This window comes from Sphaerobacter sp., from assembly GCF_019683595.1.
Classification (GTDB): domain Bacteria; phylum Chloroflexota; class Chloroflexia; order Thermomicrobiales; family Thermomicrobiaceae; genus Sphaerobacter.
Window position 1 is genome coordinate 1 of sequence record NZ_JADGHZ010000194.1, and the last position, 6,139, is coordinate 6,139.

At 68.7% G+C, this 6,139-nt stretch carries 5 protein-coding genes; 3 read left to right on the forward strand and 2 right to left on the reverse strand.

What is annotated here, in order from left to right; genetic code table 11:
* Positions 1-431 precede the first annotated feature (431 nt).
* Entirely contained in the window at positions 432-1,124 is a 693-nt protein-coding gene (locus tag IRZ30_RS14820) for a redox-sensing transcriptional repressor Rex (RefSeq protein ID WP_294086249.1), read from the reverse strand.
* Positions 1,125-1,307: 183 nt separating this feature from the next.
* Positions 1,308-2,435, reverse strand: a complete 1,128-nt coding sequence (locus IRZ30_RS14825) for a helix-turn-helix domain-containing protein (protein WP_294086250.1) — start codon at positions 2,433-2,435, stop codon at positions 1,308-1,310.
* Between the two features lie 299 nt (positions 2,436-2,734).
* Here IRZ30_RS14825 and IRZ30_RS14830 point away from each other — a divergent pair, with 299 nt between their 5' ends.
* The 3 genes from IRZ30_RS14830 to IRZ30_RS14840 are packed head-to-tail and all read left to right on the forward strand — an operon-like array spanning position 2,735 to position 5,791.
* A complete protein-coding gene (locus IRZ30_RS14830) occupies positions 2,735-3,157 on the forward strand; it encodes a DUF2089 domain-containing protein (protein ID WP_294086251.1) in 423 nt (140 codons plus the stop codon).
* A 49-nt stretch (positions 3,158-3,206) separates the two neighbouring features.
* Positions 3,207-4,526, forward strand: a complete 1,320-nt coding sequence (locus IRZ30_RS14835) for an MFS transporter (RefSeq protein WP_294086252.1) — start codon at positions 3,207-3,209, stop codon at positions 4,524-4,526.
* The gene (locus IRZ30_RS14840) at positions 4,523-5,791 is read left to right on the forward strand and encodes a DUF4097 family beta strand repeat-containing protein (RefSeq protein ID WP_294086253.1); all 1,269 of its coding nucleotides are present in this window, start codon (positions 4,523-4,525) and stop codon (positions 5,789-5,791) included. The genes IRZ30_RS14835 and IRZ30_RS14840 overlap by 4 nt, the downstream gene beginning before the upstream one ends.
* Positions 5,792-6,139 lie beyond the last annotated feature (348 nt).

Here is a 6,139-nt window from a genome sequence, read left to right on the forward strand (position 1 = left end):
TGAAGGGGCTGGGAACTGGACGTCCCGCGGGTGCCGACCCGGGCGTGGCCATCGTAGCCCCTTCAGTGGGCTTACCCACTATTCAGCCCGGCGGCTTTAGCCCCGGGCACGCGCCGAGGTGCGGGATCCGTCGCGCCACCCATCCCGAGGCACGAACCCGGCGCCGGAACCGTTCCGCCACCTATCCCGGGCACGGGCTACCGCACGACGATCCTTCCACCACCCACCTCGGATCCGGTCGGCGGCCGCCTGAGCCGGCTCAGGCGGGCGGGAGACGGAGCGGCGGGAATGCCAGCGTGTTGCGTCGATGTCCTTGTTGGGAGAGAGGCTGGGCTGAGGGCCGGTGTCACAGCGAGGCCGGCGGTTGCGACCGCCGCAGGGAGACGCATAACAAAGCGGCGGCCGTGGCCGCCGCCGTCCAAGCTCCGACCCTAGTGCCCGGCCGCTTCGGTCGCCAGGCTCTCGCCAACCGGAGCGGCGCGGCCGTCGTGGGATGGTGAGCCGTTGTCGAGGTAGTAGGTGAGGCTCTGCAGGGCGCTGACCGGGTCGATCTCACGCACCCAGACCGACTCCGGCACCTTCAGGATCACCGGGGCGTAGTTGAGGATCGCCCGCACCCCGCCGGCGATCATCCGGTCGGCCACGTCCTGCGCCGCGGCCGCCGGAACGGCCACGATGCCGATCTTGATCCCCATCTCCTGGATGACCCGCGTCAGCTCAGCCTCGTCCAGGACTACGGTGCCGTTCACCTGCTGGCCGATGTGCTCCGGGTTGCGGGCGAAGATCGCCGCGATGCGGAACGCGTTCGGTTCGAAGCCCCGGTAGTGGGCGATGGCCTGTCCCAGGTGGCCGAAGCCGGCCAGCGCCACGTCCCACTGGCGATCCAGCTTGAGGATGTGGGCGATCTCTTCCGCCAGCCGGGCGACGTCGTAGCCCTTGCCCTGCTTGCCGAACTTACCGAAGTAGGAGAGGTCCCGGCGGATCTGGGCCGCCGTCACCCCAATGCGCTCGCCCAACTCCTCGGACGAGATACTCGTTACGCCCGCGCTCAGCATCTGCTTGAGCGTGCGCTCGTAGATCGGCAGCCGCCGAATCACGATGTCGGGAATCCCACCGCGTCTCATCCGTTACGTCTCCGCGCGGGGACCGCTCACACCGGCCGCAACGCCACGGCCAGGGGCTCGAACCGCCGGTTCGATCCAACGCGCGAGCCACCCGCGTCCATGCCTCCGACGACGGTCGACAACGAATCCCTCGATTCGTCCGATGAGCGCCAGCATAATGCTACCATTCATGCTGAAAACCGGTCAACGTGCCGGGTTTCGCTCACCTGCTTCCGCCTGCTGCCGGCGCAGCCAGACAACCACCGCCTCCCGGCTTCGATCGATTTCCGGTAGGCTCTCCCATAGCCGGTCGATCAATCCCGCGACCGGGGCCGAGGTCTCCGGCCCGCCGACCCACAGCCCGACGCGTGGCGTGGACTCCCGCCCACGCCGCTCAGGCAGCCGCTCGATGAGGCCGCCCTGCCCGTCGACAGCGTAGATGTTGAACGGCCCGAGATCCACGTCCGTGATCGCCAGTTCGAAATTGGCGTCGCGCTCCAGGCGGTCGATCAGCCGCGCACAGAGGTCGAGGGCCTGCTCCTGTGAGAGGTCCGGTCCCGGGCCGGGCTTTTCGTTGTCCAGTGCTCGCTCCAGATAGTCACGGCCAAGGAGCATCCGCGTGGACCAGCGGCGTACCACGGCGGGGTCACGCACCCACTCCGACGTCTCCCAGGTGGAGACGGCCTGCGGGTCGATCGCCTCGCCGCGGAAAACCGCCTGATAAGCCGCGACCAGATCGGCCCCCGGTGGCAGGAGGAAGAAGCTGCGGCTCGCCACCAGGATACGCCGGTAGCCGGGTGTCTGCACCAATTGCAGCCAGGCGCGCACGAACGCCGGCCCGCCCATCCCCGCCTGGCGGAGCAACCGGTTGAGCGACCGCCAGACCTCGGGCAGGTCGCCCTGGCTCGCGGCACGCGCCACCAGCTCCTGGGTGGCCAGTGGGGGGAGGGTCGCCTCACCCAACTGGCGCAGGCATGAGACCAGGGTGCGCCGTGCCTCGATCGATAGCTCGAACAGCTCATCCCGCACGGGCGGGCCGATGCCGAGCATATCGAGGTACCGGCCCAGGTCGGCGTCAAGGAGCGTCACGTCGCGCTCGAGCCGCACGAACTCGTCGATGCCGACCCCAAGCACTTCAGCGATCTTGGCCAGGACCGTGAAGCTGGGGAGCGTCTGGCTTCGCTCGAGTCGACTCAGGTGCGACGCTGAGATGTCCGCCTGTGCAGCCAACGCATCGAGAGTCATTCCCCGCTCTTGCCGTAAGCGGCGGATCGCCGGGCCGATCCGCTGCCGTTGTACCGGCTGCCTCTGCACCACTGTTGTACTCCCCATCTGTCATGCCGCCGCCCCTCGTACCCAAATGGGCACGTAACCGGCGGGCTGAATCCGCCAACGACCAGGGGCAAGAACTGCCCCCTCAGTGCTTCCATCCAAGTACCGGCCGGGCTAGTGACGGCATTTTGGATGCCGCGGAAATCATGACTGCACGCCCCGCCTCTCGACTGCCACGGTGCTCTGCGCCCCGCACCCACGGCCCCCTCAGAATTTTCGCACTATTCTGAACCAATTCTTTACCATCTCTTGACAACAGATCAGAATCAGTCTAGACTGGGCCACGTTAGGAGGAGAACATGTATAGCGCACCACAGCAATGCCCAACCTGCGGTTCCGCCCTTCAGATCCAGGAGCTGGCCTGTCCTACCTGCTCTACGATCGTCCGTGGCCGGTGGGCTGCCAGCCCCTTCAGCCGGCTGACCGACGATCAGCAGACCTTCCTGCTGCTCTTCGTACGCAGCCGCGGCAACCTCAGTGACGTCGAGCGAACCCTCGGCGTCTCATACCCGACGGTCCGCGGCAAGCTCGAAGACATCATTGCGGCGCTGGAAGAGCCACAGCCCGAGCCGGAGCCCGAACCGGCACCCGAGCCGGCGCCCGCCCCCGCGCCTTCCACGGAACGCGAGAAGATCCTCGAACGAATTGCCCGGGGCGAGTTGACGGTCGACGAAGGAATGGCGCAGCTCCGCCGCCTCCAATCCGGCGGGAGCACTCGTTAGCGGCGCGGTCGGCACCCATCGGTGCAGTCCACGCGAATCGGGAGATGAGATGATCGCACTACGCGACCAGGTCTCCGGCGCTAATCGTATACCCTTCCTGGCGCTCCTGGGGGCCAACGCCATCTCGCTGGTCGGCACACGCGTCACCCAGATCGCCCTCCCCTGGTTCGTGCTCCAGACGACCGGGAGCGCCGCCAAGACCGGCATCGTCGGCTTCACCGAGATGCTGCCGGTCATCATCGCCTCCTTCTTCGGCGGCACCCTGGTCGACCGCATCGGCTTCAAGAACGGCAGCGTCGTCTCCGATCTCCTCGCCGGGATCACCATCGCGCTCGTCCCCGCGCTGCACCACACCGTCGGCCTGGCGTTCTGGCAACTCCTGGTGCTCGTCTTCCTCGTAGGGTTGTTCTCCACCCCCGGCATGACCGCGCGCCAGAGCCTGGTGCCCGACCTGGCGGAGCTGGCCGGACTGCCGTTGGAGCGGGCCAACGCCGCCTACCAGGCGATCCCGCGGCTCTCGCTCCTGCTCGGCCCGGCGCTCGGCGCGGCCCTGATCTCCCTGGTGGGCCCCAGCCAGGCCCTCTGGCTCGACGCCGCCGGCTATCTCTTGTCAGCGGGCATCGTGCTGATCGGCGTCCGCGTGCCGCGCAGCCAGCCTGCGGGGAGCAAGTCGTCGTCGCGCTACCTCGATGAGCTGCGCGAGGGGCTTGCGTTCGTCCGCCAGAACAGCCTGGTCCGCACGATGATCACGGTGATGCTGGTGATCAGCATCGTCGACATGCCCCTCTTCTCCGTCGTCCTGCCCGTCTACGCGGACCGCGTCCTCGGCAGCGTCGTCGCGCTGGGTACCATCGTCAGCGTCTTCGGCGCCGGCGCGCTGGCCGGGGTCCTCGCGTACGGCGCCATCGGGCACAAGCTGCCGCGGCGGCCCACGCTGGTGATCGCCTTCGCCGCGTGCTGCCTCTCGCTCACTCCGCTCGCTCTGGAAGCGCCCCTCTGGGTGATCGCAACCTGTGTGGCGGTAGAGGGCGTCATCTCGGCACCCATCAACCCCCTGGCGATGACCCTGCTTCAGGAGGCAACCCCCGCAGAACTGCGCGGGCGCGCCTTCGGACTGGTTACCGCCCTCGGCCTGGCGGTCTCCCCGCTGGGGCTGCTGATGGCCGGCTACATCGTCGACTACGCTGGGCTGCTCCCCATGCTCGGCCTGATCGCGGTCTCCTACCTGGCCGCCGCCGCCGTGTGTGGGACGGCCCCCGCCTTCCGCAACCTCAGCCCGCCGGCGGCACTGGAGCCCACGCCGGTGGTATCGACGGCCGACACCAGCTCCCGCCAAGTGGCGGGCTACCAGGAAGGAATCAGCCGATGAGCACGAGCGAACAGCGCGTCGCCGTGTCCAAGGTGGACGTCGTGAAGATCGACGGCACCGAGGGTGACCTGCGGATTACCTGGGCCGAGCGGGACGACATCCTGGTCCGCGGCGACTACGTCGAGACCAAGAAAGACGACGACCGGGTGGAGATCACCTGGCAGTCCGCCACCGCGGCCAATGCCCTGACCTCCATCCTCGGCATCGGCACCGGATCGCCCGTCACGGTCGAACTGCCGCAGAGCATTCGCCGCACCGAGATCACCCTGCGGGCCGGCGACCTGGTACTCGCCGGCCCGCGGGGCAGGGTGCACGCGCGGGTCGATCGGGGCGATACCAGCGTCGACGGCGGCGACGGCGAGATCGAGATGAAACTCGGCGGCGGCACGATCCGCGTCGAACGCTTCACCGGCACGGTCGACGCCAGCTCCGGCGCGGGCGACGTCAAGCTGACGAACGTGACCGGGAAAGTGGTGGTCAAAGCCGGTGCCGGGGACGTCCTGGTCCAGGGCGGCACCGGTCCGGTGGATCTCAAGCTCGGCGCCGGAGATGCCGTGGTGGACGAACGCGACTGCGACAACCTGACGATCAAGCTCGGGACCGGCGATGCGATCGTCCGCAGCGGCACGAGCGCCGCAACGAGCATCCAGAACGGCCTGGGCGACATCGTGTGCCGTACCGTTCTCGGCATGGGCGAGCACAGCTTCACCACCGGCGCGGGCGACATCACGGTCGCCGTGCAGCGCGACCTCCGCGCGCGGATCGAGGTCATCACCGGCCGGGGCCAGATTGAGAGCGAAATCCCGCTCGTGAGCGTCGGCAAGCGTGGGCCGAAGAGCGTGCTCGGCCGCCGGCTGGTGGGGAGCATCGGCGACGGCGAAGACCGCGCCGAGATCCGCATCCGCGCCGTGCGCGGCGACGTGGACCTCCGCTGGCTCACGGGGACCGGCGCGCGCTCCGTCATCCCGACACGACCGGCGACGCCACCGCCCCCGACGCCGGAGCCACCGGCGTCCCCGGCAACGCCGGCGCCGCCCGAGGCACCCGAATCACCCGTGTCGGTCGATGCGTCCGCGTCCGACATGGACGTGATCCCACTGGGTCCACCCGCCGCTGACGCACCGCGCACCGACGAGAGCGAATTCGAGAACTATCAGCGCGTCATCCTGAGCGAGCTGGCGGCCGGCACACTCACCGTCACCGAGGCCGAGCGCCTGCTTGACGCGCTGGCCCAGCGGCACCAGAGCCAGCACACGACCGTGTAGCGCACCACGATCGAGCGAGCGCACTGATCCCGGAGCCGCGCGCAGACCGCCGCGGCTCCGCCAGGGATCCTATGTCCTCCGAAAAGAGCGACTACCCGAAGCACAACGGAGCCGCGCGACCGCTTTGCACCGTCCGGCCCGAGGCCGCCGTCCTGACAACGACCAGCACAACGAAGGGACTGAGCCATGCAATCCGATCCGTGGGTGAACCTGAAGCTAGCCGCGTCATGTTGGCAAGATCGCCACGACGCCGCCGAGCACTGGCGGACCGTCCGCGACCTCAACCCACCCCCACCCTGGCCCAGCCGCCTCGCCGCCCTCACCACCGGCGCCCGCACCGCCCTACGC